The sequence below is a fragment of the Bradyrhizobium sp. WSM4872 genome (assembly GCF_055811715.1).
Genome location: NZ_JBVVPT010000001.1, coordinates 242,948 through 269,697 on the forward strand (window position 1 = coordinate 242,948; position 26,750 = coordinate 269,697).

20 protein-coding genes, 2 tRNA genes and 1 pseudogene are annotated in these 26,750 nt (G+C 64.9%); 2 read left to right on the forward strand and 21 right to left on the reverse strand.

From position 1 onward, the window contains the following. Positions 1-61: 61 nt before the first annotated feature. From AC0L3C_RS01170 to AC0L3C_RS01225, 12 genes are all read right to left on the reverse strand, one after another. The gene (locus AC0L3C_RS01170; RefSeq protein WP_473284858.1) at positions 62-835 is read right to left on the reverse strand and encodes a PopZ family protein; all 774 of its coding nucleotides are present in this window, start codon (positions 833-835) and stop codon (positions 62-64) included. 305 nt (positions 836-1,140) lie between these two features. Further along, positions 1,141-2,532 (reverse strand): TolC family outer membrane protein, encoded by a 1,392-nt coding sequence (locus tag AC0L3C_RS01175; RefSeq protein WP_247296776.1) that lies wholly within the window; start codon positions 2,530-2,532, stop codon positions 1,141-1,143. Positions 2,533-2,746: 214 nt separating this feature from the next. After that, on the reverse strand, positions 2,747-3,409 hold the full coding sequence (locus AC0L3C_RS01180; protein WP_473406940.1) for a protein-L-isoaspartate O-methyltransferase family protein: 663 nt from the start codon (positions 3,407-3,409) through the stop codon (positions 2,747-2,749). A gap of 137 nt (positions 3,410-3,546) precedes the next feature. After that, entirely contained in the window at positions 3,547-3,726 is a 180-nt protein-coding gene (locus AC0L3C_RS01185) for a hypothetical protein (RefSeq protein ID WP_473284854.1), read from the reverse strand. Positions 3,727-3,902: 176 nt separating this feature from the next. After that, positions 3,903-3,977 (reverse strand) — tRNA-Asn (locus AC0L3C_RS01190). A gap of 134 nt (positions 3,978-4,111) precedes the next feature. Next, positions 4,112-4,480: a hypothetical protein gene (locus tag AC0L3C_RS01195; protein WP_473261327.1), complete on the reverse strand. Its 369-nt coding sequence runs from the start codon at positions 4,478-4,480 to the stop codon at positions 4,112-4,114. 964 nt (positions 4,481-5,444) lie between these two features. Beyond that, positions 5,445-5,828: a RidA family protein gene (locus AC0L3C_RS01200; RefSeq protein WP_473406942.1), complete on the reverse strand. Its 384-nt coding sequence runs from the start codon at positions 5,826-5,828 to the stop codon at positions 5,445-5,447. Between the two features lie 26 nt (positions 5,829-5,854). Then, positions 5,855-8,188, reverse strand: a complete 2,334-nt coding sequence (locus AC0L3C_RS01205) for an acetamidase/formamidase family protein (protein ID WP_473407100.1) — start codon at positions 8,186-8,188, stop codon at positions 5,855-5,857. Between the two features lie 258 nt (positions 8,189-8,446). Then, positions 8,447-9,688 carry an acetamidase/formamidase family protein gene (locus AC0L3C_RS01210; protein WP_473406943.1) on the reverse strand — a complete coding sequence of 414 codons (1,242 nt, stop codon included), beginning with the start codon at positions 9,686-9,688 and terminating at the stop codon, positions 8,447-8,449. Positions 9,689-9,737: 49 nt separating this feature from the next. Beyond that, a complete protein-coding gene (locus tag AC0L3C_RS01215; RefSeq protein ID WP_473406944.1) occupies positions 9,738-11,360 on the reverse strand; it encodes an amino acid ABC transporter permease/ATP-binding protein in 1,623 nt (540 codons plus the stop codon). Continuing rightward, positions 11,360-12,277: an ABC transporter substrate-binding protein gene (locus tag AC0L3C_RS01220; RefSeq protein ID WP_473261336.1), complete on the reverse strand. Its 918-nt coding sequence runs from the start codon at positions 12,275-12,277 to the stop codon at positions 11,360-11,362. Before AC0L3C_RS01220 ends, AC0L3C_RS01215 begins: the two co-directional genes overlap by 1 nt. Before the next feature lie 430 nt (positions 12,278-12,707). Further along, positions 12,708-12,971 (reverse strand): hypothetical protein, encoded by a 264-nt coding sequence (locus AC0L3C_RS01225; RefSeq protein WP_473261339.1) that lies wholly within the window; start codon positions 12,969-12,971, stop codon positions 12,708-12,710. 257 nt (positions 12,972-13,228) lie between these two features. On the opposite strand from AC0L3C_RS01225, the gene AC0L3C_RS01230 reads away from it, so the two are divergent. Next, positions 13,229-13,441, forward strand: coding sequence for a hypothetical protein (locus tag AC0L3C_RS01230; RefSeq protein ID WP_473406945.1), 213 nt, complete (start codon positions 13,229-13,231; stop codon positions 13,439-13,441). Positions 13,442-13,528: 87 nt separating this feature from the next. Here AC0L3C_RS01230 and AC0L3C_RS01235 read toward each other — a convergent pair whose 3' ends face one another. The 7 genes from AC0L3C_RS01235 to AC0L3C_RS01265 all read right to left on the reverse strand — a co-directional run bounded on the left by AC0L3C_RS01235 (position 13,529) and on the right by AC0L3C_RS01265 (position 24,029). After that, entirely contained in the window at positions 13,529-13,675 is a 147-nt protein-coding gene (locus tag AC0L3C_RS01235) for a hypothetical protein (RefSeq protein ID WP_473261343.1), read from the reverse strand. Between the two features lie 188 nt (positions 13,676-13,863). Beyond that, a tRNA-Cys gene (locus AC0L3C_RS01240) sits at positions 13,864-13,937 on the reverse strand. A gap of 175 nt (positions 13,938-14,112) precedes the next feature. Next, positions 14,113-14,847 (reverse strand): tRNA-uridine aminocarboxypropyltransferase, encoded by a 735-nt coding sequence (locus AC0L3C_RS01245; protein ID WP_473406946.1) that lies wholly within the window; start codon positions 14,845-14,847, stop codon positions 14,113-14,115. A 41-nt stretch (positions 14,848-14,888) separates the two neighbouring features. Next, positions 14,889-17,993 carry an efflux RND transporter permease subunit gene (locus AC0L3C_RS01250; RefSeq protein ID WP_473278125.1) on the reverse strand — a complete coding sequence of 1,035 codons (3,105 nt, stop codon included), beginning with the start codon at positions 17,991-17,993 and terminating at the stop codon, positions 14,889-14,891. Next, a complete protein-coding gene (locus AC0L3C_RS01255) occupies positions 17,993-21,142 on the reverse strand; it encodes an efflux RND transporter permease subunit (RefSeq protein ID WP_473406947.1) in 3,150 nt (1,049 codons plus the stop codon). Before AC0L3C_RS01255 ends, AC0L3C_RS01250 begins: the two co-directional genes overlap by 1 nt. A 36-nt stretch (positions 21,143-21,178) precedes the next feature. Then, positions 21,179-22,588 carry an efflux RND transporter periplasmic adaptor subunit gene (locus AC0L3C_RS01260; RefSeq protein WP_473406948.1) on the reverse strand — a complete coding sequence of 470 codons (1,410 nt, stop codon included), beginning with the start codon at positions 22,586-22,588 and terminating at the stop codon, positions 21,179-21,181. Then, complete coding sequence (locus AC0L3C_RS01265) at positions 22,578-24,029, reverse strand: efflux transporter outer membrane subunit (RefSeq protein ID WP_473278137.1); 1,452 nt, start codon at positions 24,027-24,029, stop codon at positions 22,578-22,580. Before AC0L3C_RS01265 ends, AC0L3C_RS01260 begins: the two co-directional genes overlap by 11 nt. Before the next feature lie 730 nt (positions 24,030-24,759). On the opposite strand from AC0L3C_RS01265, the gene AC0L3C_RS01270 reads away from it, so the two are divergent. Then, positions 24,760-25,794, forward strand: a complete 1,035-nt coding sequence (locus AC0L3C_RS01270; protein WP_473406949.1) for a cysteine synthase A — start codon at positions 24,760-24,762, stop codon at positions 25,792-25,794. Here the strand turns inward: AC0L3C_RS01270 and AC0L3C_RS01275 are convergent. Further along, positions 25,791-26,324, reverse strand: coding sequence for a DUF805 domain-containing protein (locus tag AC0L3C_RS01275; RefSeq protein ID WP_473278121.1), 534 nt, complete (start codon positions 26,322-26,324; stop codon positions 25,791-25,793). The two genes, AC0L3C_RS01270 and AC0L3C_RS01275, sit on opposite strands and share 4 nt — an antisense overlap. A gap of 136 nt (positions 26,325-26,460) precedes the next feature. Next, positions 26,461-26,661 (reverse strand): annotated as a pseudogene (locus AC0L3C_RS01280) (hypothetical protein); the annotation flags it as partial. Between the last annotated feature and the right edge of the window lie 89 nt (positions 26,662-26,750).

The following is a 26,750-nucleotide window of genomic DNA, read 5'->3' on the forward strand; positions in this document are numbered from 1 at the left end:
TCGGGTCGGGAGGCCGAATATGACGCTCAAGCAGGGCTTTATGAGGGCTCTGCGGCCCGATCTACCTGCCTCCGCGCGATACCCGCTCGATTTCGGCCTTCACGATGCGTTCGACGAGGCCTGGCAAATTGTCGTCCAGCCAGGATTTCAGCATCGGACGCAGCATCTCCTTGACCAGATCCTCCAGCGTTCGCGCATTGCTGCTGAGCACCGTGTGGGCCAGGGAATTGAAGGCGGATTCGACCGCGGAGACCGTCGATTGCGCCAGGATCGGCTGTTGGGGCGGCAGTGGCGGCGCATCGAAGTCCACGGGCGCATAGGATGCCGGCGTCGGACGCGGGGGCGGCGATTCGGCGAATTCGAGATCGTCGCGCGGCTCGACCTTGCGAAAGCTCGGCGGCGGCGGAGGTGGCGTCGGCTCCATCGCCAGCGCCATATCGTCGGTCAATTCCAGCACGTCGGGCTCAGGTTCGGGCTCCGGCTCGGGAGCGCGGATTTCCGGCGCAGCCGTGGCCGTGTCGAGGCCCGCCAGCAGTGCGTCGATATCGTCCTGATTGTTGGATGCATCCGCCTCGGGTGCGGGGGCTGGCGGCGGCGCCGGCTTTGCGGCCGGAGGCGGTGCGGGCTTTTCGGCGGCCGGTTTGGGCGGCGCGACCTTGGATGGCGGAATATCGTTGATCGCCTGCGGCTTCGGTGGCGCGGCGGGGGCGGCAGCTTTCTCGGGCTTGGCGGCATCCGCCGGCGGCGGCTTGGCCTCATCGTCGGCAATGATGCGCCGGATCGAGGCCAGAATCTCCTCCATCGAGGGTTCTGTGACCTTTGCAGGCTGCGTCATCTCCGACTCCACATCATCAACGCCCTCGCATGCGTTGTTTTACACCAAGCACGACAGGATTGGCCGGTTCCGGATGGACGGCCCGCCATTTTCGTCACGGCAGCCCGACTTGTCCCCAGATGACGGCTCAACGTGCAGCGGTGCGCCCCTGCCCTCGGCATTCATGCTTTACGCACACGGCATCGGATGCAGAGCGAATCGACCTGCATCTTCTTGGCAAGGCTATGTCAGGGATTTTGATGATTGCAAGCAAAGCACCGGTCGGCCTCGGCTATTTACGATGCCGACCGGATGACTACGGGACTCTAGCGTCCGTCTGGCGTGCGTACGCCGGCCCAGCTGTCGCGAACCTGCTGGTAATGAACGCTGGGATCATAGACCGTGGTGTTGAGGCCGAGGACCTGCGGCGCGAGACGGCCGACCGCGTTGAGCACTGAATAGGACGCCACCACGCGGTCATGCTGGGCAGTGACGAGCGCCACGCGCGCGTTGACCAGCGCCTGCTGCGCGTTGAGCACGTCCAGCGTCGTGCGCTGGCCGGCCTTGGCTTCCTCTCGCACGCCGTTCAGCGCGATCTCGGAGGCCGTGACCTGCGCCTGCGCGGACTGCACCTGCGCCTTGCCGGCTTCCAACTGGCCCCAGGCCTGCACGACGTTGGCGCGGGTCTGATCGCGTGTGGTTTCGAGATTCAGGCGCTGCTGCGCCAGGTTCTCTTTCGATTGCCGGATGAGCGCATATTCAGCGCCGCCCTGATAGATCGGCACCGAGGCGGTCGCGATGGCGGAAGCGGTCGTCGTTCGGAAGACCGTCAGGGTCTGCTGGTACGACTGGGTGATGCCAGCCTGAACCGTGAGGGTCGGCAGCAGCGCGCCTTCGTTGATCTTGACCTGGAGATAATTGACATCGATGCCGAACATCGAGGCCGTGACATTGGGGTTCTCCACCAGGCTGAGACCGACGGCGGAGGCGAGCGTCCCGGGCAGGAAACGATCGACCGGCGAGCCCGGCGCAAGGTTCGTCGGCTCGTTGCCGATGATCCGGCGGAAATTCGCGCGCGTCGTCGTGAGATTCGATTCGGCGGTCAGGGCCTGGGTCCTGCCGGCCGCGAGCTGCGCTTCGGATTGCGCCACGTCCGTGCGCGTCACCTCGCCGACATTGAAGCGATCGCGGGTTTGCTTGAGCGTCTGTTCGAGCACGCGCACGTTGCTGCGCTGAACTTCCAGGGTGGCGGAGTCTCGAAGATAGTCCATGTAGCTGGTGGCAGCCTGCAACAGGACCGTCTGCTCGAGCACACGCAACGCCTCGCGAGATCCCGAGACCTGACTCTCCGCCACGCGCGTCCTGTTGGCGGTCTGATTGCCGTTGTAGAGCGTCTGGTTGATGGTCAGGCTGGCGCTATTGGGCTGAAGGGGCGGGTCGCTATGGATCGGCACAGCCTTCTGCGTCTGCTGAATATCCTGATACTGATAGCCGGTGCTGAGGTTGATCCCGACCTTAGGGCGATAGCCCGAGAGAGCCTGTGGCACGTTCTCGTCAGTCGAGCGCACCTGGGCGCGCTGCGCGTTGAGCTGCGGATTGTTCTGATAGGCGCGCACCAGCGCAGCCTCGATCGTATCCGCCAAGGCAGGCGTCGGCGCGGCGAGCGCCAGCAGCAGGACCGAAACCGCTGCTCCGGTGAAGAGCTTCACCCCATGCATCCAAAAATTCCGTTCATTCTAACGCCCGGCTCGTGCCCGCGAGCTGGGTTACCGTCTACGAGTGGAGTCGCTGCCCCGCCGCAACATAGGACGCGGTCAAGCGCGACGGAACTACCTGAGGGGTGTTCTCGGTGGAAACTCTTCACGTGCAGCATCCCGGCCACACTTCTGATTCAGAACGGGATTTTACCGGGCTAAAGCCGCTATCGGGCCGTCAGAAGACGAAAGCGGCGGCCCGTTCCAGCCCGGGAAGGACCGGGGCCGCGGCATCGAACAGCGCCCGATGGCCGAATTCGCCGTGAGTATGGGTCACGATCATGGCTCGCGGCGGCCTGGATTCGGCCGAGACCCCCACCAGGCGCCCACCCTCCTTGAGCTGCCCGAGCAGCCCTGCCGGCGTCACCTCGGTGGCGCCGTTGAGGACGATCACATCATAGGGGCCAGCAGCGGGATCACCCTCGGTGCAGGCCGCGGCCTTGCAGGCCACGTTGGCAAGCCCGAGGGCGGCGATGGCGTCGTTTGCCTTCTTGGCCAAGGCCGAATCGCATTCTGTCGCGATGACCTGACGCGCAAGCTTGGCGGTCAGCGCGGCGAGATAGCCCGTGGCGCAGCCGACGACCAGCACGTTGTCCTCCTCACCGATCTCGGCGGCCTGGAGCAGCTTGCCGGTCAGCTGCGGCTTGATCAGGAACCGCTTGGCGCCGCCCTCGCTGACGTCGAGATCGAGGTCGAGATACGCCAATGCCTGCCGGCTGGCTGGCACGAAGGCCTCGCGCGGAACCGCGAGCATGGCGTCGAGAACACGACGGTCGGTGACGTCACTGGTGCGCACCTGGCCATCGACCATTTTTAGGCGCGCCGTCGAGAAAACGGACATTTGCGGACCCTGCAAGGCGGACGATGCCGCGGACGAAAGTTGGCGGCATCTTTGGAACAGGCCCTGCGAAAACGCAACATGGCTTTGGCCCGCGAACCGGGCCCTTCCGCAACTCGCAACGTCGAGGGTGAGCCGGCCTACTCGATCGTGACCGCGAGGCGGCCGATCAATGCGGCGACTTCATCAAGCCGTGCCGAATCGTGGGTCTCGACCGCGCGCGCCAGACAGGCGAGGCATTCGTCGTCGCTGAGTTCGGGGACGTCCGCCGGCAGAATGGAGGGAGCCAGCGGGGAACGGTCGACCTGGATGTCTCGCATGGGAATCAGCTCCGTAAAGGACCGGCGCCTGGAAGCTCGATTTCAATTGAGTCGTTTTGGCGTCGCCGCGGAGGATGCAGGCTCGCCACGGTACACATCTAGTTGAGGATTTGCCGCAACGAGGTCGCACGCCAGATCAGAGTCTGGACGCAAGCCGTTGACAATAAAGCGGAATTTGGCTCCCCGGGCTGGATTCGAACCAGCGACCATCCGATTAACAGTCGGATGCTCTACCGCTGAGCTACCGAGGAAAAGGGCGAACCCGTCGTTCGCGCGCGGCTGCGTATAACAAAGCCGCTTGCGCTTGCAAAGGACGAATTCGCTATCTGGCACATTGCGGGGAGGAAGGGCACGCGGCCCCTCCTCCGCCCGGCCTCAGGTCAAGTTACTCGGCGACGAACGAAGTGGTCTTGGTGCCGGAATCGTAGCGCAGCCGAAGCGCGGTGAACTTGCAGAGGTTGACGTTCTTCCAGAGCACGGTCTCGTCATAGTTCTGCCAGTCGACGCGGACGTTCCAGACGCATCCTTCGTCGTCATCGTCGAACTCGACATAGGTGCTCGCCTGGTTCTGCAAAACCTTGTCCAGCTCGTTGTCCCATTCGTCCATGCCATCGTCCGGGGCGTTGAAGCCCAGGAATTTGATGGCATAGCCGGTCTCGTTGACGACAGTGACGTTGCGGGCGTCAGCCGCGAACGACGGCGCGGCGGCAATCGATAGACCGACCGCGATCAGTGCAGACAGAAAATACTTCATATGAAATTCCCCCGATCGAAACGGGCTTTCGGTGCCTGACGTCGATCGGCGCAGGCGCCGCGGCAACCAATGGCGTTGCCTCGAAGGATTCGTCGGAGGCGCAATCGAAAGGTTCAAGACACGATCGATCCGCCTCCGCCTCGTTGCACGACGCGAGACGCGCAACGAACGACTTCTTACCGATTCGAATTCTCCGCAGCAATGAACCGACATTCATAGATCGGCGTCTTGTTGTCTCCGGCGCCGGCACAGTGCGGAATGTGATTTTCGTTGCAGGCACAGCTTCACACCCTCGCGACGCATCTCGCCCGAGCTTTGCTTCGTCTCGTACACCCTCCTCGTCAGAGGGCGCAGGGAAGGCCGGGTGCCGGCTGGCACCCACGGTCCACTGTGCGAAGGTTGCGCTACAAGAGGCTGCACAGCGGCATACAGGTGAAGCCCAACACACGGCCTTCCCTGCGCAGTGGTTTGACGGCTTATGCCGAGTTCTCCCCGGGGAGCGATGCACTATTGCCCCCGTCGCCTTGCGGATGGCTGATGCGCCTGCCCGGTCGGGCAGCCCACATCACCACAAGACTTGACGCACAGACCCCGGGCGTCAGGACGACACGGTTTTGCCGTACGCTGTCAGCATCGGTCGTGTGCGCGACGTCTTCGCTCACGGTTTCCCGCCCTGCGACACCCTTCGCGCCGATGTGACCAGCGTCCACCGCAGCCCATCCCACGTTCGTGACGATCGCGATACGCCCCTCTGACCGGGATGAGGTGGCGGGATGAATACGCTAAAGCCGAATTTCTGTAAAGGCGAATATTTTTGCCCGAGCGGATTGACCTGCCGTTTGGATGTTTTGCCCGACGGGGAACGCGAGGGATTGTAGCCCCGATGAGCGAAGCGACATCCGGGATTCGTGCGAGCGGCGATTCCGGATATCGCTTCGCTCATCCAGGCTACGAAAAGCCGAACTCACGGCCTCCGGCACACCAGATCGATCTCGATCAGTGCGTTGTAAGCCAGTCCGGTGACACCGACGCAGGTGCGGGCCGGCAGGCGGTCCGGCGGAAAGAACCCGCGATAAGTCTCGTTCATCTCGGTGTAGTCTTCCTTGAAACGCGTGAGATAGATGCGTGTCATCACGACGTGTTCGAGACCGAGTTCGACGCCCGCCAGGACCACCTTCAAATTCTCCATCACCGCCCTCGTCTGCGCGACGATGCCGTCGGGCAACACGCCCGGTGTTTGCGGCGTGTCCGGCATCTGGCCGGTGACGAAGACAAAACCGTCGGTCTCCACCGCGTGGCTGAAGGGTGCGACCGGCTTCGGTCCGCCGCTGATCATGTGGAATTTCACTGGGGTTCCTTGTACCGGCGCGTCTCTTAAGGGAAGGTTTGAAACAGGCGCTTGCTGATGATCGCGTGCACGCCCCAATTGCCGTCGACCACCTGCGTGACGCCGAAATCGACGGCGGCCGACATCAGCGCGATCGCCTCGTCCTCGCTCAGCCCCTTCACGTTCATCAGGAAGCGTCGCATCTTGCGAAACGCGTCTTTCATGGCGAGATCGAGCGAGGACTTTGCGTAGACCTCGCTCTGGCCCTGAGCGCCGAACTCGGCGAGGTAGTTGGGATGGCTGAATCCGGTCAGGACCCAGTCGGACTCGGTCTCGATCAGGGGATAAGACAGATCGGCGAAGGGTTGACCGGCAAGGTCGGCCTTCTTGTGCAGGATCACCTCGAACGTTCCGGTCATCGAGCATTCGATCGCGGTGCCGCTCAATTCGCCGTCACCTTGCGTGGCATGGGGATCGCCGACCGACAGCAATGCGCCGGGAACGGAGACCGGAAGATAGACGGTCGCCCCCTTCCCCAAGCGCCAATTGTCGAGATTGCCGCCGAAATAGGACGGCGGCACGGAGTCGATGAAATCGACCTCGCGCGGCGCCACCGCGATCACGCCGAAATGCGGGCGCAAGGGAATGCGGACGCCGTCGAGCACGGCGTGGCGGCGCTTCACCGTGCCGGGCAAGACCGGAACGCCGGGATAGTCATAAGTGGCGTGCACCACGCCAAACGGGTCGGTCTGCGGCTCCCAACGGTAGGAATACAGCGCGCGGGCATGCGGCGCGTCGGTGTCGTCGAAGATTTCGTAGATCGTCACGACCTCGCGCGGCTTCGGCCCTGAAAGAAATTCGTCGTAATGATAGCCCCACCAGGCCGCAACCGAGGAGCCGAACACGCGCCCTGAATGTTTCGGATGACGACTTGCGCGCGGCACGATGTCGAGGATCCGCACTTCCAGCACGTCGCCGGGCTGGGCGTCCTTCACCGCCACGGGCCCCGTACAGATGTGGACGCCAAAGCCTTCGCCGGCGCCGCGCCCGAATATGCTGGCATCCATCGGGCCTGCGCCACGGCGATCAACGTTCTTCCTCGCCTTGGTCCAGCCGAATACGCTTTCGGCGGCCGCATCGCCCGCGATCATCAGCTCTGGATCGTCGGAGGCATGCTGCGTCAGCGTTTCGATCGTGATGGTATCGCCCGAATTGATCTCCATCTGCGGCTGTAACGCTCGACTGAAATATCCCCAATGAACACGGTTGGCTTCGATCGGAAGATGATGATGCTTGCGTTCGGCCGTTCTCGGCTCATCGATGTCGGTGCGGGCGAGATTGCCGCGCGCCTCGGCGCTCGCCTGGTGGACGCGAAGCTGCGCCAGCGCATCCTGTGGCCAGCCGCGCTGACCAATTGTCCCGTGCTGCGTCGTCGCCCGCTCCGCTTCCTGCTGACGAAACTCGCGCGGCGGCAGCCCGAAGCGATGGCGGAAGGCGCGGCTGAAATGCGCGGAATCACCAAAACCATAGGCATAGGAGATCTCCGAGATCGAACGATGCGCCTCGGACGGATTGGACAGATCGGCCCAGGCGCGCTGCAGCCGCCGCTCGCGCACGTAGTGAGTAAAGTTGTCGCCGACCGTCTCGAACAGCTTTTGCAGATAACGCTCGGAGATTCCTTCGGCCTGCGCGACGCGCGCCGGCACCAGTTCGGGATCGTCGAGGCGGCGTTCGATGGTCTGGCAGATCCGGTGCAGGAGTGCCGACTGCGTCGCGCTCGATCCGGCGTCCGACGTCGAAGCCGCCAATTGATGGGCGAGCGTCAGCAGAAGATCGACGAGCGACTGCGTGACCGTATTCCATTCGGCATCGCTCAGCGTGTCGAGCGTGCGCGCGGTCGCGTCCAGCAAGCGCGCGAAGACGTCGGCAAAGCCGCTGGGCGGAACGACCCTGGGTCGGCCCAGCCGCGGCCTGCCCGAGAGGCGGCCGTGCAGCGCCTCCGACGTCACCGACAGCACGATGGCGCGCATGTCGCGCTGGAACACGATGCTCCAGTCCCCGCTCCGCGGCAGCAGCACGAGATGGCCCACCGGAACGATGCGATGGCCGCCGGCGCTCTTGAGCACCATGCCGTCTTCGACCGGCATCAGCGCTATCGGCAGGTCTTCGTTGGCCTGCGAACGCGGACCGATGGTCTGGGCGCCGGCCGCCATGCGCGTCAGCGCAACGCCTGCGGCGTGGCGATGTGACGCCGTTGCGTGCCCATCCAGGAAGGAATGGCCTGCCGCCGGCTGCAGGCCGACCGCTGCCAGCACGTCCCGCCAGGCTTCGGGGCGGTCGTCTTGCGCGTAGGACTCGCTGGTGAAGGGACGGAAGCTCATCGGATCGACCCAGATTGCAGTGGATCGAAGCAACCTCTGTGCCAGACGCACGCGGTCATCCGTCGCAGCGACGGGCCGTAAATGACGGTCTTTGGTCACGTCCTCATCCTGGAAACGATCTGTTCTTCAAAGTGTTGGAGCGGGATGTCAACGTCGAGCACGATGTGTAGGCTGGATGGGGCGAAGCGTAATCCGGGGCCTTTTGAGTTCGCTGTGACAAACCCGGATTGCGCTTCGCTCCATCCGGGCTACGGCCCATCAGTCGCACCGGAAGATGTTCTTGCGGATCGTGCCGTGGACGCCCCAATTGGCATCGACCACCTGGGTGACGCCGAAATCGGCGCCGACCGACAGCAGCGAGATCGCCTCGTCCTCGCTCAAACCGTGCACGGTCATCAGGAACCTCCTGAGCTTGCGGAACGCGTCCCGCATCGCACGGTCGAGGCTCGAGTGATTGGCAATCTCGGTTTGTGCGTCGGCGCCGAGCGCGGCTAGGTAGTTCGGATAGGTGAAGCCGTAGAACGACCAGGCCTGATCGGTCTCCAGCATTGGATGGTCGAGACCTTCGAGGCTGGTGCCGGCGAGATCGGCCTTCTTGTGCAGGACGAACTCGAAATCGCCGGTCAGCGAGGTTTCGATCGCGGTGCCGCCAAGCTCGCTGTCGCCTTGCGCGGCGTGGGGATCGCCGACCGAGAAAAAGGCGCCGGGGACCGCGACCGGATAGAACATCCGCGCGCCCTTGCCGATGCGCCAGTCGTCGATGTTGCCGCCGGTATAGCTCGGCGGGATCGAGCTGACGAAATCGGCCTCCGACGGTGCGAGCCCCATGGTGCCGAAATGCAGCCGTGCCGGCACCTTGACGCTGGCGAGGATGTTCTCGCGCTTCTTGATGGTGGCGTGATCGACGCGCACGCCGGGATAATCGATGGTAGGATGCACGATGCCGTCAGGATCGGTCTGCGGCGTCCAGACGTAGTTGTAGACCGCCTTCGCGCAGGGCTCGCCTGACGTGTCGAGCTCGAAGATGGTGACGACCTCGCGCGGCTTCGGCTCCTCGATCAGATCGTGATAGTGAAAGCCCCAGTTGGCGGCGACGTTGGAGCCGAAGCAGCGCCCGGCATGACAGGCGCTGCAGCTCGGCCGCGGCCTGATATCGAGGATGCGCACTTCGAGGATGTCGCCGGGCTCGGCGCCTTCGATCGCCACTGGACCAGTGAGGAGATGCACGCCGATCCCCTCGCCTGCGCCGCGAATGAAGGGGCCCTCGACAGGACCGGAGCCGCGCCGCGCGACTGCCTTGTGCTCGCGCGTCCACTGGAACACGCTCTCGGCGCCGGGATCGCCCTGGATCATGCGCTCGTAATCGTCGTTGGCGTGGTGGGTCAGGGTCTCGATGGTGGCGCGATCGCCCGAGCGCAGCGTCAGGGCCGGCGCGACCTTCTTGGAGAAATAGCCCCAGTGGACGGTCTTCGGCGAAACCGGCAGCGTGACATGCTTCATGAGGTGGCCTCTTCTGGAAACGCGGTCTTGAACGTTGTGGTTGCGGCTCTCATCGCACCGCCTCCGGAGTCTTGTCGGCTTCCATCACGCTGAGGAAACGCGCGGTCAGCGGATTGCGGGGGTTGGAGAGCACCTCGTGCGCAGGCCCCTCCTCGATGATCGTGCCGCCGCTCAGGAACGCGACACGGTCGGCGACCTCGTCGGCGAAGCGGATCTGATGCGTCGAGATGATCATGGTGAGGCCGTCGTCGATGGCGAGCCGCCGGATCACCTCCAGCACCTCGCTGACGAGCTCGGGATCGAGCGCCGAGGTCGGCTCGTCCAGGAGCAGCACGCTGGGGTTCGGTGCCAGCGCCCGCGCGATGGCGACGCGCTGCTGCTGGCCACCGGAGAGATGCCGCGGCAACGCATCGGCGCGATGCAACAGCCCGACCCGTTCGAGCAGCTCGGCGGCGCGGCGATCGGCGTCGATGCGGGTCATGCCGTGCACCCAGCGCAAGGGCCCCGCGATGTTTTCCTTCGCCGAGAGATGGGCGAACAGATTGAATTGCTGGAACACCATGCCGACGCCCACGCTTGCCCGCTCATTGGCGATCGCGCGTGGCGGCAGCAGCTTGCCGTCGTCGTCAAAACCGAGGCGCCGGCCGCCGACGCGCACGGTGCCTCCGTCCCAGCTTTCGAGATGATTGATGCAGCGGAGCAGCGTGCTCTTGCCGGAGCCGCTGGGGCCGAGCAGCGCGACGACCTCGCCGACGCGCACGGTGAGATCGAGGCCGCCGAGCACCTTTTGCGCGCCGTAGCTCTTGCTGAGGTCCCTGGTCTCGACCGCGATGTTGTTGCGCGAAATCGTCGCCGCACGCCGCGTGCGTTCCTCGCGGGTCAACGCCAGCGGCGGCGTGTCGGCAGGCTGCGCCTGCACGGGTTCAGGCTCGTGCGCCGTGGCCTCGGCAAGTTCGAGCTTGGTGGCGAGATCGACGCGGCGCCAGGGCAGATAATCGGCGAGCTTGCGCTGGCGACCCTTGGCGCGGTCGAGATCGAGCAACCATTCGACGAAGAGCTGGATGATGCTGATGGCAAAGGTCAGCACCAGATACAGCAAGCCCGAGGCGAAGAAGATCGAGAAGAAGTCGAAGGTCGAGGACGCAAGCTGGGTCGAGCGCAAGGTCAGCTCCTGGACCGCGACCACGGAGGCGAGCGACGAATTCTTCAGCGCACTCACGGCCTCGTTGCCGAAGGCCGGGATCATGGTCCTGATCGCCTGCGGCGCGATCACCCGCCACATCAGGATCCGCGGCGTCATGCCGAGCGCCTGGCCGGCCGTTACCTGCCCGCGATCGACGCCGAGCACACCGGCGCGCAGCATCTCGGCGATGAACGGCGCCTCGTTGCAGGCCAGCGCAAGCCCGGCGGCCAGCACCGCCGGCAGCTTGATACCGATATGCGGCAGCGCGTCGTAGGCGAACACCATTTGCAGGATCAGCGGCGTGCCGCGGAAGATCACGGTGTAGGCCCTGGCGATCGCCGCCAGCAGCCAGAAGCGGGAGAGCTGCATGCCGGCGAGGATCAATCCAAGGATCAATCCGCCGCCGAGCCCGAGGGCAGTCACCTCGAGGGTGAGCTCGATGCCCTCGAGCAGATACGGCATGCTCAGGTAATGGAGGAACAGCGACATCAGTCGGCCGTCAGAATGTCAGGCTCCTTGAAGTTGTTCACGTCGAGCCCATGCTTCTTCAGAAGCTCCATATGCGTGCCGGCCTTCTGCACCTCGATCAGGGCTGCGAGCACGGCGTCGCGGAATTTCGGCTTGTCCTTCGGGACGGCGATGCCGACCGAATACGGGATCGTCACCGCGGTCGCCTTCTCCAGCTTGTCCGGATAGGCCTTGACCGCGCTGTCGACGGTGTTGACGTCGTTGACATAGGTGTCGGCGCGGCCGGCGAGGATCGCCTGGATGCAGTTGGCGTTGTTGTCGTAGAGCTGGACGGTCGGCTCGGGCTTGCCGGCCTTCTTGCACTCCGGCATCAGGGCCTGAATCAGGGGCACCTCGACATAGCCGGTGTTCTCGGCGGCAGCGGCGCCGCACATCGACATGTTGATGCCGTTGATGCCCTTGGGGTTGCCTTTGGCCACCAGCACGCCGTCGAACACTTTCGAATAGGTGATGAAGTCGGCGGCTTTGGCGCGCTCCTTGGTGGCGTAGATGTCGGAAATCACGATGTCGGCTTGTCCCGCGGCGAGCGTGGTCAGGAGCGCCGCGAACGTCACCGGCTTGTAGGTTAGCTTGAAGCCGAGGCATTCGCCGATGGCTTCACCGAGATCGATGTCGAAGCCGATATATTTGCTCGGATCCTTCGGATCGATGGTCTCGTAGCCCGGCGTGTGCGGGTTGATGGCGTTGACGAGGGTCTTGCCCTTCCAGTCCGGATATTTGTCCTGGAGCGCGGCGCAGGCCGCAGGCGCCGCAGCCTGCGCGCTCAGGGGCGCGGCTGCCAGCGTGCCGAAACTGACCGCGGCGCCGAGCGCGGCCTTGCGCCAAGACAGCGATGCACGCGCGTTCCCCCGCGCCTGGGGCAATACCGGTCTCTCCATCTCCAGCTCCTTCGAATTGTCATGGCAGTGGCCATGTTCCAGATCTCGGAAGCGAGCCTAGGAGGAGAGCGAACCGGAAAGCTTGTCCGCAGGCGTACAAAAAATTGGATGGAAGGAGCCCGCCATTTGGGCAGGCGGCTGCCCAAAAACTATTCGTGAATGCGGACGCCGCAGCGCGCAATTCCGAATTCGGGGAAACCATATGATCTTGCGTGACGCCGCAATCTGCACGATCAGGGAATCATTCGGTATGGTCGTTTGACAGAGATATGACGATCGAAGGACAGATCTGCGGCCGACATCCGAAGCACATCACTGCCGTCCACAGCCTGTCCGCAGCATACCCACAGATATATCCACAGGCCGACTATGCCGGATTCGCGAGCCCGCGTGAGCCACTTGCTGCGCACAAACCCACAGGGCCGGTATGTCAGCCGCCGGCCTGATCGAACACGGTGCGGCAAGCCTCACTCAAGCTTGGCCTGTTACGGCGCAGGCAGGCTGTGATGGCGCGAACGTTGGGGATTTCGCCGGCACAGAGCCGGTAGACGTCGGCGGTGCAGGCCCGGCGCTGCTCGGGCGTGCCCTGCTGCGCATGGGCGGCGGAGGCAAACAGCGTCAGGAACAGCCCGACCGTCGAGGCGCGACGCGCCCGGCTTTTCACACCCGCAAACCGCAAGAACCTCGCCTTCATGACCAGTCTCCCGTTCTGCCCTGCCCGCCCGGCCCGTATTGGCCGGTAAGCGACGGGGTAGGAGAATTAAACAGCGGAAGATGTGACCTCCTTCACACTGCAGGCACCCGGCAGGAACCTAATATCCCCAACGGGATTTTCATGACTCGCTAACCAATCGGGACCCGATTGGCGGATCGTTAAAATGCGAACGATCGGCTCAACCGGGAAACAAACCGGCTTTGCGACATTGCGCCATCCGCGGTCCGGAGGGTGTGATGAGCGAAGCCGAATTCAACTTGCTGCTGGATGCCGTCCAGGACGCCATGGTCCATGAAGATCTGGCGTTCGTGTCGGGGGAGGATTTCGTGTCGCGCTCGTGGACCTATTACGCGAAGCCCAACGCCTCCGCGAAGCCCAAGGCCGCCAATGACAACGAGGGCGCCTGGCCCCTGCTGCCGTTCCCGGACGGCTGGTACGCGGCCTGCTGAAGCCAATCTCACCGTGAGCCGATGCGCCCGCGTTCCGCGGGCGTTTTGCTATGGGCCCCACGCCGCGAGATTCGGCGTGCCCCGCGATCAGGTCTTGACGCGCTCACCGCCATCCTGTGGCGCCTGGCCGGGTGCGGCCGGCGGAAAGATGCTGTCATAGATCGCGCGGGCCTCGCGAATGAGGCGGGCCCGCTCCAGCTCGGATTTCGGGACAAATCGGACGATTTCGCTCACGTGCTCTCCAGCGCTCGATCGTTGGGATGCATCACTTCGCAGATGCGAAGACTATGCCAGCGGGCTGAATGGCGGGTTTCCGCCGGGCCCCGGGCAAACCCGGTGTGCACGGACAGCGCGTATTGCCCGCGCGGGCCGATGGCAGCCGCGATGCGATCGAATATTGCTGAGATATCAGGAGCTTGTGATGGAGGCCACGTCGGGACTCGAACCCGAGTAAACGGTTTTGCAGACCGGCGCGTAACCACTCCGCCACGTGGCCCCAACGAGGGCGGAGCAATATAGGGGATCACGGGTTTAGGCAACCCCGACCGGGCAGCTACGCCTTCCTGCCGCCGAGATATCGGACGAGAATCTCATCGGTCGCGATGTACGGGATCGCTGCCTCCGCCCGCCTCTCGCGGGACAATCGCCCGTACGGATGATCGGGGTCGGAGTCAGGCCCGCTTGCCGCGTCGGACACCGCGCCGGCGGTCCTTCACCGGCGGCTTTGGCGCCAGTTCGGGCATCTCGACCTGGACCTCGCGGTAGCGGGTTAACATCCGTTCGAAACTGGCATTCAGCGTCTCGGCGATGTCCGGGCGCTTCTCCAGAGTGGAGAGGATCGTCGCTGCGGCCTCGATGGTCGATAGTCCGTCCTTCCGAGGCTCCTTGCGCAGCCGCCCGTAGCGCGATGGCGCGGCCGGGTTGAGGATTGCGCGCTGGCATTTCAGCATCCAGGGGTTACGCCACCACAGGGCCTTGGCCTGACTCCATGTGCCGTCGAGCAGCACCACACCTTCGAGCTTGCCGAGGCGCGCGCGCTGGTTGTCCGCGACATCGCCCTTGCGGTTGAGCGCCAGGATTTCGCCCTCGGCCTCGAGATCGGTGGCATGCGCCGAGCCGAGATAGAGCACGGCCCAGTGCGAGGCGTTCTCAATCGGTTGCCCCAGAGCCTTGGACAGGCTCGGCCAGGATAAGCCGACCCGCAGCGTGGCACCGGCGAAATGCTTCGCAAGCAGCCGGGCGGTGCCGAGCGCCCTGTCCTGCTCCTGCGGATGCTGAAGGATCAGGAGCGAGAGCCGGTTCTTGATGGGCGTGACGCTGTCGCAGATGCACAGCGGCATCGGCTTCTGACAGTGCGGGCATTCGGGGATCGGATCGGCCGGCGCGGCGGCGGTGGGGTTCGACATGGTCGCCGCTATACGCTCTGCACGGCGGTTCAACAACCCGCCTATTCCGCCGGCGCAGCCAGCGGGCGCGGCTCAGAGCGGCGACGCAGGCGGTCGATCAGCAGGTAGATCACGGGCGTGGTGTAGAGCGTCAGGATCTGCGAGACGAACAGCCCGCCGATGATGGTGATGCCGAGCGGACGGCGCAGCTCCGTGCCGGGCCCGGTCGCGATCACCAGCGGAATGCCGGCGAACAATGCCGCCATGGTCGTCATCAGGATCGGCCGGAAGCGCGCCTGGCAGGCCTCGAAGATCGCCTCGGCTGAAGACAGGCCGCGCTGGCGCTCGGCATCGAGCGCGAAATCCACCATCATGATGCCGTTCTTCTTGACGATGCCGATCAAGAGAATGATCCCGACGAAGGCGATCACCGTCAGCGGCGTGTTGGTGATCTGCAGGGCCAGCAATGCGCCGAGTCCGGCCGAGGGCAGCGTCGAGATGATCGTGAGCGGATGAGCAAGACTCTCATAGAGCACGCCGAGCACGATATACATCGCCACCAGCGCGCCGAGGATCAGGAGCGGCTGGCGGCCGCTGGTCCTGGCGAAATCGCCGGCATTGCCATCAAAACTGCCGCGGATGCCCTCCGGCATGTGAAGCTCCTCGACCGCACGCTGGATGTTCTGCGTTGCGGCCTGGATCTGCACGTCCGGCAACAGGTTGAACGACACCGTGGTCGATGGGAACGACTGCGAATGATAGACCGCGAGCGCGGCGAGCCCGCGCGTCGCATGTACCACGGCCGACAGCGGCACCTGCGCGTCGCCCGCTGCGGCGACATAGATGCGATCGAGGTTGGAGGGGTCGACCTGGAATTTCGGATCGATCTCCAGCACGGTCATGTACTGGTTGCGCTGGGTGTAGATGATCGAGATCTGCCGCTGCGAGAACGCGTTGTTCAACGCGTTGTCGATGTCCTGGACCCGGACGCCGAGCGCCGAGGCCTTCTGGCGGTCGATCGACAAGGTCAGTTGAAGCCCGCCGGGATCGCGGTCGCTGGACACATCGGTGATGCCCTCGACACTTTCCATGCGCTTGGCAACGATCGGGGCCCACTTCTGCAACAGGCCAAGGTCGGTGCTGGTCAGTGTGTACTGGTAGTCGGAATCGCTCTGCCGTCCGCCGGCGCGCACGTCCTGGGCGGCGAACATGAAGAGCCGGATGCCGGGAACCGGGAACAGGGCCCGCCTGAGACGGTCGATCACCACCTGGGTCGAGACGTGATCGCGCTCCTCCGGCGGCTTCAGGCTGATGAACATGGTGCCGCGATTGGAGGTCGCGCCACCCGGCCCGCCGCCGCTGCCGACGGTGGAGCCGATGCCAGCCACGGCCGGATCCTGCATCACGATGTCGGCGAGCCGCTGCTGCAGGCTGAGCATGGACTGGAACGAGATGTCGGCCGAGGCGCGCGTCGCCCCGATGACGAAGCCGGAATCGTCGGTCGGGAAATAGCCCTTGGGCACCTTGATATAGAGCGTCACCGTCAACGCAATGGTGGCGAAGAACACCAGCAGCGTCAGCAGCGGATATTCCAGCACGGTGCGCAAGGTGCGCGTGTAGAACGCGACGATGCGCGACAGCGAGCCCTCAATGATCCGGTCGAACAGGGTCGCCGTGCCGGACGTGGTCTGCCGAATATAATGGGCGCAGATCATCGGCGTGACCGTGAGCGACACCAGGGTCGAGACCAGGATCGCGAAGGTCAGCGTCAGCGAGAACTCGCGCAGCAGCCGGCCGACGATGCCGTCCATGAAGATCAGCGGCGTGAAGGCCGCGATCAGCGACAGGCTGATCGATACCACTGTGAAGCCGATCTGCCGGGCGCCGTCCAATGCCGCCTGGAGCGGCCGCATGCCGTGCTCGAGATTGCGGTACATGTTCTCGATCATGACGATGGCGTCGTCGACCACGAAGCCGACGGAGATCGCCAGCGCCATCAGCGACAGATTGTCGATCGAGAAGCCCGCGACCCACATGCCGGCGCAGGTCCCGGCCAGCGCCAGCGGCACCGAGATTCCGGCCGCGATCGTCGGCGTGATCCGCCTTAGGAACACGAACACGACGACCATCACGAGGATGGCGGTCGCCAGCAATGTCCATTGCATGTCCAGTACGCTGGCGCGGATCGTGCTGGTCCGATCGACCAGGGTGGACACATCCACGCCGGCCGGAATCCATTGCTTCAGCGCGGGGATCAGCGCCTTCACCCGGTCGACTGTGTCGATGACATTGGCGTCGCCCTGCTTGGTGATCTGGATCAGCACCGCCGGCTGCTTGTTGAACCAGGCAATGGAACGGGCGTTACGGACGGAGTCCTCAATGTCGGCGACGTCGGCCAGCCGGACGAAATTGCCGTTCGAGCTCTTGATGACGATGTCTCGGAACTCTTTCGCCGTCCGCATCTGCCTGTTGAGCGACAGCGTTTCGCTCTGGCGCTCGCCATTGAAAATGCCGACGGGGCCAAGCGGGTTGGCGTTGATGATCGCAGTCCTGACGTCATCGGTGGCAATGCCGGCATTCGACAGCGCCACCGGATTGAGCTGAATGCGCACCGCAGGCTGGTCGGCGCCGCTGATCGCCACGTTGCCGACGCCGGGGACCTGCGAGATGCGCTGCGCCAGCACGGTATCGGCGACGTCGTAGATCGCGCTGGCCGACAGCGTCTTCGAGGTCAGCGCCAGAACGAAGACGGGCGCGCCCGCGGTATTGGCCTTGCGGAAGCGCGGCAGCGTCGGCAAATCGCTGGGCAGGTCGACCAGGGACGCGTTGATCGCCGCCTGCACGTCGCGCGCGGCCTTGTCGATGTTGCGGCCGATGTCGAACTGGAGCTGGATGTTGGTCGTGCCGAGCGAAGAGGTCGAGGTGATCTGGTTGATGCCCGCAATCTCGCCGAGCCGACGTTCCAATGGCGAGGCGACCGTCGCGGCCATCACGGACGGGTCGGCGCCGGGACGACTGGCAGAAACGAAGATGGCGGGGAAATCGACGTTCGGGACCGAGGCGACGGGGAGGAACTCGTAGGCCACGATGCCCAGCAGGAACAACCCGATCGACAGCAGCGTGGTCGCGACCGGGCGGCGGATGAAGGGCTCCGAGACCGATGCCATCACTGCATCCCCTCGGTCGCGCCCGCGACCGGCGGCCCGCCGGGTTCGGCCGGCGGCAGCGCCTGCTCGAGGCGGCGGTTGATGCGGTCGAGCGCCAGGTAGATCACCGGCGTGGTGTAGAGCGTGAGCAGTTGGCTGAGCAGCAGGCCGCCGATGATGGAGATGCCGAGCGGAAAGCGCAGCTCGGCGCCGGTGCCGCTCTCGATCGCCAGCGGCAGCGCGCCGAACAGGGCGGCCAGCGTCGTCATCATGATCGGACGGAAGCGCAGCAGACAAGCCTGCACGATGGCTTCGTTGGGCGACATCCCCTGCCCGCGCTCGGCCTCGAGCGCGAAGTCGATCATCATGATCGCGTTCTTCTTGACGATGCCCATCAACAGGATGATGCCGATCAGCCCGATCACCGAGAGGTCCTGCCCGCAGAGGATCAGCGCCAGGATCGCGCCGACGCCGGCCGACGGCAGGGTCGAGAGGATCGTGATCGGATGGATGTAGCTCTCGTAGAGCACGCCGAGCACGATATAGATCGTGATCACCGCGGCGAGCAGCAGCCAGGGCTGGCCGGCGAGTGCCTTGGCGAATTCGGCAGCATCGCCGGCATAGACGCCGACGATGCTGTTGGGCATCTCGATCCGGGTCTCGATGGTCTTCACGGCTTCGACGGCATCGCCAAGCGCCGCGCCCGGCGCGAGGTTGAAGCTGAGCGAGATCGACGGGAATTGCGCCTGATGCGAAATCGCGAGCGGCGCGGTGGTGCGGGTCAGCGTCGCCACGGCGGAGAGCGGCACCTGTGCGCTGGGCGCGCCGGCGGTCGCGCTCGCCGCGCCCGGCAGATAAAGCTTCGACAGGATCGAGGGATCGCGCTGGTACATCGGCAGCGCTTCCAGCACCACGCGGTACTGGTTGGCCTGGCCGTAGATCGTCGATATCTGGCGCTGCGCAAACGCATCGTTGAGCGTGTCGGTGATGCCCTGGAGGCTGACGCCGAGCTGGCCGGCGCGGGTGCGGTCGACCGTGAGCTGCGCCCGCAGACCGCCTTCCTGCGCCTCCGAGGAGACGTCGCGGAACAGCGGATCGCGCCGCATCTCCGCAACCAGCTTGCGCGCCCATTCCGACACCAGGGCAGCGTCGGTGCCGGTCAGCGTGTACTGGTATTGCGAGCGGCTCGACTGGGTCGAGATCTGCACGTCCTGCACCGGCTGGAAGTAGACGGTCATGCCGGGGATGGCCGACACCCTCTCCTTCAGCCGGGTGATGACGACGCTGACATCGTCGCGCCGCTCGCCGCGAGGTTTCAGCGTCATGACAAGCCGGCCGACATTGGTGGTCGGATTGACCGACCCTGCCCCGATCACCGAGACCACGCCGGTCACGTCAGGGTCGGCCTTGATGGCGTCGGCCGCGGCGGCCTGCCGCTTCTGCATCTCCGCGAACGACACGTCCGGACCGGCTTCGGTCACCGCCGTGATCGAGGCGGTGTCCTGCAGCGGCAGGAAGCCCTTCGGCGCGACGACATAGAGCGCCAGGGTCGCGATCAGCGTGGCGAAGGTCACGACCAGCGTCGCGCGCTGGCGCTCCAGCACCCAGAGCAGCGTGCGGTGATAGAACCCGACGGTGCGGTCGATGAAGCGGCTGACCGCGGCAAGACCCGGCACGGCCAGCTCTTCATGGGCATGCTTCAGCAGGCGCGAGCACATCATCGGCGTCAGCGTCAGCGACACCACGGCCGAGGTCACGACCGCGATCGTCAGCGTCAGCGCGAATTCGCGGAACATGCGGCCGACGAGGCCCGACATGAACAACAACGGGATGAACACCGCAATCAGCGAGACCGTCAGGGAGATCACGGTGAAGCCGATCTCGCTGGCGCCCTTGAGCGACGCCTCCATCGCGCTGTCGCCGTTTTCCATGTGGCGGACGATGTTCTCGATCATCACGATGGCGTCGTCGACGACGAAGCCGGTGCCGATGGTGAGCGCCATCAGCGATAGATTGTCGAGGCTGAATCCGGCGAAATACATGATGCCGAAGCTGGTGATCAGCGACAGCGGTAGCGCCACCCCGGCGATCAGCGTGGCGCGGAGCGAACGCAGGAACAGCAGCACCACCAGCGTCACCAGCACGACGCTCAGGATCAGCGTGAACTGCACGTCGCGGACCGAGGCGCGGATGGTGACGGTGCGGTCCGAGACGATGGTGAGGTTCACGCCGGCCGGAATAGCGCGCTGGACCTTCGGGATCTCGGCGCGGATCTGGCTGACGACGTCGATCACATTGGCGCCGGGCTGACGCTGGATGTCGATGATGACGGCCGGCGAGCCCTGGTACCAGCCGCCGGTGCGATCGTTCTCGAGGCCGTCGACAATCTGCGCGACGTCGGCGATGGTGACGGGAGAGCCGTTGCGGTAGGCGATGATAACAGGCTTGTAGGCGTCGGCGGCGGCGATCTGGTCGTTGGCGGCGATGATGTAGGATTGCTGCGCGCCGTCGAGCGAGCCTTTCGGCCCCGAGACGTTGGCATTGGCAATCGCAGTGCGCAGATCCTCCATCGCGATGCCATAGGCTGCTAACCGCGCCAGATCCGCCTGAATGCGGACGGCCGGCTTCAACCCGCCGAGCACCGAGACGCGACCGACGCCGGAAATCTGGCTCAGCCGCTGCGCGAGAAGCGTGTCGGCGATGTCGCTCATCGCCCGCAACGAAATCGTGTCGGAGCGTAGCGCCAAAGTCATCACCGGCGCATCGGCCGGGTTCACCTTGGCGTAGGTCGGCGGATAAGGCAGCGTCTTCGGCAGCACGCCGGCCGCCGCATTGATCGCGGCCTGGACATCCTGGGTGGCGCCGTCGATGTCGCGATTGAGATCGAACTGGAGCGAGATCTGGCTGACGCCGAACGAGCTGGTCGAGTTCATCGCCGACAGCGACGGGATCTGGCCGAGTTGCCGCTCCAGCGGCGCGGTGATCAGTGAAGCGATCACGTCGGGGCTCGCGCCGGGCAATTGCGTCGTCACCTGCACGGTCGGGAAATCGACCTGCGGCAGTGCCGAGACCGGCAGCGCGAAATAGCCCAGCAGCCCGCCGATCAGAAGCGCGATGCCGAGCAACGAGGTCGCGATCGGCCGTCGGATGAAGGGTTCGGAGACGCCCATGGGATGCGCCTGCCGCTCAGGCGGCTGTCGTCGGGATCATGGCTGCCTGGCTCCACTTCCCGATGCGCCCGGACTTGACGGAGGCCCTGGTGCCGGTCCGGTCTGGCCCTTCTGGTCGCCTTCGCTGCTCTTGCGTTTGGCGCGGAACTCGCCGTCCTTATCTTGTCCGTCCTTCTGGCCGTCTTTTGCGCCATTCTTCTTCTGACCATCCGGCCCGCGCGAGCGCTTGCGCGGCGCGAGATCGGCCGACGGGGTCTGGTCGTCGCGGCCGATGACGACCTTGGAGCCGTCGGATAAATTGGCAAACCCCGTCGTGACGACCTTGTCGGTCGCCGACAGGCCGCTGGCGATCACGGCGTCATGCTCGTTCTGCTGCGTCACCGTCACGGGCTTGGCCGCGACCACGTTATCCTCGCCGATGACATAGCTGAAGGTGCCGATCGGGCCGCGCTGCACCGCCGACGTCGGCACCACCAGCGCCTGCGTCAAGGTCTCGACCTTGAGGCGGACATTGACGAACTGGCCGGGCCAGAGCTGGTAGTTGGCGTTGGGGAATTCGGCCTTGAGCCTGAGCGTGCCGGTGGTCTGGTCGACTTGGTTGTCGATGCCGGTGAGCTTGCCGGTGTCGATCACGGTGAGGCCGTCATTGCCGAACACATCGACCGCGAGTGGGCCCTTCGACGCCGCGGCGTTGACCCGCATGATCTGCTGCTGCGGCAGGCTGAACCACACCGCGATCGGCTGCAATTGCGTGATCACCACGAGGCCAGTGGTGTCGGAGGCATGGATGATGTTGCCCTGGTCGACCTGGCGCAGGCCGGCGCGGCCCGAGATCGGCGCCACGATCTTGGTGTAGCTCAGCGTCGCCGCCGCATTGTCGATCGCCGCCTGGTCGGCCTTGACCAGCGCCTCGGTCTGCGCGACCAGCGCGCGCTGGGTGTCGGCCTGCTGCTTGGATCCGGCGTTGGACGCCGCGAGCTGCTCGTAGCGCGTGAGGTCGATGCGCTGGTTGGCGAGCTGGGCCTGGTCCTGCGCCTTTTTGGCGACGGCCTGATCGTACGTCGCCTGGTACAGCGCGGGGTCGATCTCGCCGACCACGTCGCCCTTCTTGACGTCTTGTCCCTCGGTGAAATTGACCGCGATCAGCTTACCGTCGACCTGCGAGCGGACGGTCACGGTATTGAGCGCGCGGATCGCACCGACGCCGTCGAGATAGACGGGAACGTCCTGGACGCGGGGCGTCGCCGCCAGCACCGGCACCGGCAGATCCGGCCGTTGATTGCGGCCGTTCGCCTGCTGCGGCTGCTGGTGCCAGGTGGTCCAGCCGTAATAGCCGAGCCCGCCGAGGATCGCGAGCGTGATCAGGGTCATGAGGAAGCCGCGCCCGCGCGACGTCTTCGCCGTCCCCTCATCCGCGCCTTGCTTGATATCCGGCTTAAAGAGCATTGACCGGTTTCTCCATCCTCGGCTCCCAGCCGCCGCCGAGCGCCTGATACAGGCTGACGATAGCAAGAAGGCGGGCAAGTTGCGCCTGCGACAGCGCGTCTTCCGCCTGGAACAGGGTTAGTTGCGTATTGAGCACGGTGACGATGTCGGCGGTGCCCGCGCGCAACTGCTGCTCGGAGAGATCGAAGGCGCGGCGGGAGGCGTTGAGGACGTCACGCTGCAATTGCAGCCTGATCGTGGTCTGCTTGATCGAGAACAGCGCGTTGTCGACATCGGCAAAGGACTGGATGATGGTCTTGCGGTAAGTCTGCAGCAATTCGTCCTGCCGCGCCTTGGCAAATTCGAAATTGCCGAGGATCTTGCCACCGTCGAAGATCGGCTGCGTCGCGCTGCCGACGAGCTGGAAGAACGCCGCATGCGGCTGGAACAGCGAGACCAGGGCCGAGCTCTGATAGCCGCCATTGCCGGTGAGCTGGATGGTCGGAAAGAACTGCGCGCGGGCATTGCCGACGTTCGCTGTCGCGGAGGCGAGCTGGGCCTCCTGCCTGCGGATGTCGGGCCGCTGCGTCAGGAGCTCCGACGGCAGTCCCGGCGTCACGCGGGGAATCGCGATCCGGTTCAGCGAGCCGCCGAGCACGCGCACGCTCTCCGGCGGCCGCGACACCAAAACCGCAAGCGCATTGACGTTCTGGTCGAGCGTCTGGCGCAGCGGCGGCACCAGTGCCTTCTGGTTTGCGAGCACGCTCTCCTGCTGGGCGACGTCGAGGTCGGTACCGGTGCCGGCTTTGCGCCGTTCCCTGACGGCATCAAGGATGCGCTGCGCGCTCGCGATGTTGCGCTGTGAGGTCCTGATGCGATCCTGCGAGGCCAGCACCTGGAAATAGGCGTTAGCCACACCCGCAAGCGTCGTCAGCGCAACGACGTCGCGATCGAAACGGTTGGCATGCGCCGTTTCTTCCGCGGTCTGGAGTGCGTCCCGGTTCTGACCCCAGAAATCGAGCTGGTAGCTCGCGCTTAGCGAAGCCTGGTAGTTGACGACCTCACGGCCGCCATTGGTGAGCCCCGAGGCGGAGGAGCCGGAGGTGCGCGAATAGGCCTCCTGCCCGGTGCCGGAAAGGCTCGGCAGCAGCGCCGCACCCGCCTGCCGGGCCTGGGCGTCGGCTTGGACGATGCGCGAAACGGCGGCGGCAATGTCGAGATTGACGGTCTGCGCCTCTTCCATCAGCTGCGTCAGCTCTGCGGAGCGGAAGCTGCGCCACCAATCCAGCGAGGGCGGCGCATCGCCCTTCCCGGCGTATTTGTATTGCGTGGGAACGTCGAGCGCGGGATCCGGAAGATCCTGCGTCAATACGCAAGCGCCCGAACCGGCCGCGAGGCAAGCGACCGCAAGCCAGCGCGCCGCACGTCGCGTCCGGGACGCGGCGCCTGGAGACCGCCGCACGGCGATCGCAGGAACATCCTGTGTCACACAGACCCCCCGCCGGGCAGATCGAGCCGCCACGGCGCAGCCGGAGTAACCGATTCGCGGCGGCACAGTCGGGGGGCTTTGGACAACTCGTTCACGGAGGTGATGCTTTCTGCGGAACCTGTCGCCCATACTAGCCGGGCGCGCAACTGCGGGACAGTCCCGCACTTGCGAGATGCCCGCCAAAGCACGACTATTTTAGAACGAAGAAAATACAAAAGGATGCTGTCCTGCAGGCGGTTCTTGAATTTCAGGGCCGTTCCTGAGTGCGCTCGAGCTTACCAAGATTTCATGTGATATTGCCGCCACACCGACGCCAATCCCCTTCAATCCGCCTGCACCGCTCGCGACGCGGCTTCAGTCCGGTCTCGAAACCGGGCCCGGCCACTCTCGCGAGGTTGTCCAGTATCCGAAACGAATAGGCGTTCATCGCGCCGATATTGTTGACCGCCTCTCGCGTACCATCGGCACTCTTCGACGGCGACGCCTCTCGACGACGCTTACCTTCCATGTTTTGGCGGAGGCCGGCCACATCCTCCTACCGATATCCCGCGACGTAGCACAGCAGCAGCAGCGGCGATCTCTCCTTCCAATTTTCACTGCTTGCGGGCATTTTCGCCGCAGCGCAAAAGCCTTCCCCTTTGACCGCCCAAGCACTAGGTTCTGGCCAACCTGATCAACCCCTTTGCCAGTGATTTCCCCTGATATGACCATCAAAAAAGACGTTGTCGAAGCCATCGGCAACACCCCGCTGATCAAGCTCAAGCGCGCCTCCGAACTGACCGGCTGCACCATCCTGGGCAAGGCCGAATTCATGAATCCCGGCCAGTCGGTGAAGGATCGCGCCGGCAAATGGATGATCCTGGAGGCCGAGAAGCGCGGCGAGCTCAAGCCCGGCGGTCTTGTGGTGGAATCGACCGCCGGCAATACCGGCATCGGCCTCGCGGTCGTGGCCAGCGCGCGCGGTTACCGCACGCTGATCCTGATCCCGGAGACGCAGAGCCAGGAGAAGAAGGATTTTCTGAAGCTGTGCGGCGCCGAGCTGCTGGAATCACCGGCACTGCCCTATTCCAATCCGAACAACTACCAGCATGTCGGGCGCCGCCTTGCCGACGAGCTGCGCAAGACGGAGCCCAACGGCGTGCTGTTCGCCGACCAGTGGAACAACCTCGACAATGCGAAGGCGCATTACGAGTCCACAGGTCCCGAGATCTGGGAGCAGACCGGCGGCAAGATCGACGGTTTCGTCTGCTCCGTCGGCAGCGGCGGCACGCTGGCCGGCACCAGCCGCTTCCTGAAAGAGAAGAGCAAGGACGTCAGGATCGCCTGCGCCGACCCGCACGGTGCCGGCATGTATGAATATTTCAGAACGGGCGACGCCAAGGCGACGCCGGGCGGCTCGATCACCGAGGGCATCGGCCTCAACCGGGCGACCGCAATCGTGGAGAGCGCAAAGGTCGACGACGCCTATCTCATCCCCGATGCCGAAGCAGTGACTGTAATCTACGAACTCCTCCAGCACGAAGGCCTCTGCCTCGGCGGCTCGACCGGCGTCAACGTCGCCGGCGCGATGCGTCTCGCAAAACAGCTCGGGCCCGGCAAGACGATCGTCACCGTGCTCTGCGATTCCGGCAGCCGTTACCAGTCGAAGCTGTTCAATGCGGACTTCATGCGCGCCAAGAGCCTTCCCGTACCGGAATGGCTGGAGAAGCGCAGCAACATCAAGCTGCCGTTCGTCTAGCCCCAGGTCGGTCGGGACGATCCCTGCGACACCCGCCCGAGGCGCTCGTTCGATAGCGAAGGCTTGATCGCGCGCGTGCGCGGCGGCAGGGGAGCGCCGTAGGAGCCTTCGCTATCGCCGCTCGGCCAGAACATGAGCGCGAGCATCAGCCCGAGGTTGACCAGCGCGCCGACCGCCGTCGCCTGGTGCTCCTGCCCGATCGCCCAGGCCGGAAACCGGCCCGCGACGACATGGTCGACGATCACGAGCGCGAACCAGGCAGGCACCACGCAGACCGGATCCCAACCGATGTCGCGGATGCGCATCGATTGCAGCGTGAAGGTGGCAACCCCGAAGAAGATGATCGCGGCGATCATCGCCCAGCTCCTGGTGAGATCTTCAGGCCGGATCGCGCCGGGCGAGGTGTTGCGCAGCACGGCCGTTGCGATCGCAAAGCAGATTGCCGTCATCACGATCGCAAGCGCGACCGTGGCGAGGAAGAAATGCAATCGCCCGAGCCGGGCGTTCAAGCCGAAGACGAAACCAAGCATTGGCGCACCCTTTTTGGCGCCATATGCCCAGAAATAGCTTTCGGAGCCATGAACCGGCCCGGTCGCGCACCGGCGCATGGTTTCCGGAGGACTAACTTGACCTTCGCAATTTGGGGCGTTCGTCTGGCAGGCCGAGTCAGGCGCCCTCGCCGCCTTCCGACGCCGCAGCACAATAGTCGCGCCAGAACTGGCGGTAGCCCGCTTCGAGCTCCCGCGTGTAGGTCTCGACATTGCCGGCGGGCGAGGCCGCGATCCGGACCAGCAAATCCGCGCGCAATTTCGCCAGATGCGCCGGCTGCGCCGCATATTTGCCGGCGATCGCGGCGTATCCATCGTCGGGGGGGGGGGGGGGGGGGGGGGCCGCCGCCGGCGGCCGGGGGGGGGGGGGGGGGGGGGGGGGGGGGGGGGGGGGGGGGGGGGGGGGGG